Annotated in this window: 3 protein-coding genes; all 3 read left to right on the top strand. The window is 35.7% G+C overall.

Annotated features, from left to right (window positions below):
• Positions 1-464: IS6 family transposase (locus H540_RS0122000; protein WP_028402402.1), on the top strand; the 464-nt coding region annotated here is incomplete at its 5' end.
• A 216-nt stretch (positions 465-680) separates the two neighbouring features.
• Complete coding sequence (locus H540_RS0121995; protein ID WP_028402401.1) at positions 681-1037, top strand: hypothetical protein; 357 nt, start codon at positions 681-683, stop codon at positions 1035-1037.
• A gap of 288 nt (positions 1038-1325) precedes the next feature.
• On the top strand, positions 1326-1931 hold the full coding sequence (locus H540_RS0121990; protein ID WP_028402400.1) for a DUF6241 domain-containing protein: 606 nt from the start codon (positions 1326-1328) through the stop codon (positions 1929-1931).
• The last annotated feature ends 326 nt before the right edge of the window (positions 1932-2257 follow it).

Below are 2257 nucleotides of genomic sequence, written 5' to 3'. Positions count from 1 at the left end.
ATATCAAAGTAAAAGGTCAATGGATGTATCTGTATCGTGCAGTGGATTCCGAAGGAAACACGATTGATTTTTATCTCAGTAAAACAAGAGACAAAAAGGCTGCAAAGCGCTTCTTCAAGAAAGCTTTGCGGTCTTTTCATGTTTCTAAACCTCGTGTCATGACAGTTGATAAGAATCCTGCTTATCCTATAGCAATTGAACAGTTAAAAAAAGAGAAAAGCATACCTGACGATATGCAAGTTAGACAACAGAAGTATTTGAATAACATAGTAGAGCAAGATCATCGCTTTATAAAGAAGCGTGTTCGTTCTATGTTAGGGTTGAAATCTTTTCGTACAGCCAATTTCATACTGAGTGGCATAGAAGCGATGCATATGATTAAAAAGAAGCAGGTTCATCAAGGGGTGAAGTCTGTCCAAAGTGAGATTGAATTCATCCATAAATTATTCAGAGTAGCCTCATAATTTATGGATGAAATGGATATTAAGTTTCGATGTTTCTAACAAATCGTATTTGCACCAGAACCAAAAATTTCAATATGTTTTTAGTTTTGCTTTTTTCATTTCACTTACTTAGTTAAGAGCAACTTCAAAATGCTGAGCGGATGATAGTAAATTATCGCCGCAATGTACAGATGAATGTTGTCTCTTAAACTAATAAAAAGTGGAGGAAGATGAATTATGGCGATTACTAAAACAGCAATTGAGTTAAAAACCCCGGATTTTCAGTACGGCGGAACAGCTTACGTTACGACAGCTGAGGATGCTTCTGGTATTAATGTAACGTTTGAACCAGCTTGGCAATGCGCAACGTATGTAAAATTTGTATTACAACGACCTAACGCGAGTGAAGCTTGGACAGATGTTGCTGTGAAATCTGGAGAATCTTGGTATGACTTCCTGGAGTATCATCCTTTCAATACTAGATTTAATATTGCACGCAGTAACACAACGTACCGTATTCGAGTTGAGATGTACGACGTTTGGAACCATGCTGATCATATACAAACGGCTTACAGCAACATGTTTATCCACTAAAAAAGGGCTCTTCGGAGCTCTTTTTTTGCTCTTGGACAGAATCTGATAAAAATGCATAGTAACGTTAAATTAGCTCATATGCCTAACCGACCGCTGCCGATTCTTGCATAAAATAGATAGAGGTTGAAGAGAGGGACTAGTTGAAAATGGCTGGTTCCTTTCTTCATTTCCAGATAGTCGTCTGCTCACCAATACATACAATGCCAGGAATGACATTTACAACATACTGGAATTAATTCAAATTATTTGATAAAGTGAAAATAACTAGAACTACCAGGAGGAATTAACGTGAGAAGAAAGCTCGTTTTAAGTATAGCCTTGGCAGTAATTGTAATAGGGACAGGCTTTACGTTCGCTTATAGCAACGAACAGCCAAATCGGAAAGCGCAAAAGCAACAAGAAGTAGAACAAAACGTCAACAATAAACAAGCTACACCGAAAAGTAGTTATGTAGTAACTAATGAACAATTGGATAAAGCAGCACGGGATGTTGGAGCGATACTGGATGAGAAAACTCTTTATTTCAGGATGATGGAAATGATATTTCAAAAAATTACCATTAACGAAAATAATCTTGTTATCCCGAATACGCGGAATCCTGGGCGTGTTCAGATGACAAAAGAAAATATACAATATCTAAAAAATCAAATCGCTATTGTTGGTGGTGAGAAAAAGGAAAGATATAATGCTGTTTTAGATAAATGGTACAATGAAGATTTTGATACTGTTATTGAAGATTATAAAGAAATTTATAATCTGTACTACGGAAAGAGCATGAAAACCAACTTAAGATTCACTAAAAAGACTGATAACGATGAAAGAGATTATGTAATTCAATTCTTTGGACAAGAAGGATTAAATATACACAATGAAGAATGGGAACATAAACTATAAACAACAAGCTGCGATGTATATGATCGCAGCTTGTTATTTTGTTTCGTTCTTTTTATCCTATTAGCTGATTATTTGGTTCTGGTGCAAAAAACGGTCCTGGTGCAAAAAGTTAAATACAATTGCAAGTAAGCTCTAAATCTTGGATATACTGATCCTATTACTCTAAAAAGGGGCATGATCAGTATGGAAAACCAACCTTTATTCGGTTCTGGTGCAAAAACTTCAGGACAATTGCAAGTAATCTCTAAAACTTGGACATACTGATACTATTACTCTAAAAAAGGGGCACGATCAGTATGGAAAAGCAAAATTTGTTTAAATGGAAA

It is taken from the genome of Ectobacillus panaciterrae DSM 19096, from assembly GCF_000430785.1.
GTDB classification, from domain to species: domain Bacteria; phylum Bacillota; class Bacilli; order Bacillales; family Bacillaceae_G; genus Ectobacillus; species Ectobacillus panaciterrae.
The sequence above is the reverse complement of the archived record's forward strand: the minus strand, read 5'-3'. Positions and strand labels throughout refer to the sequence as shown.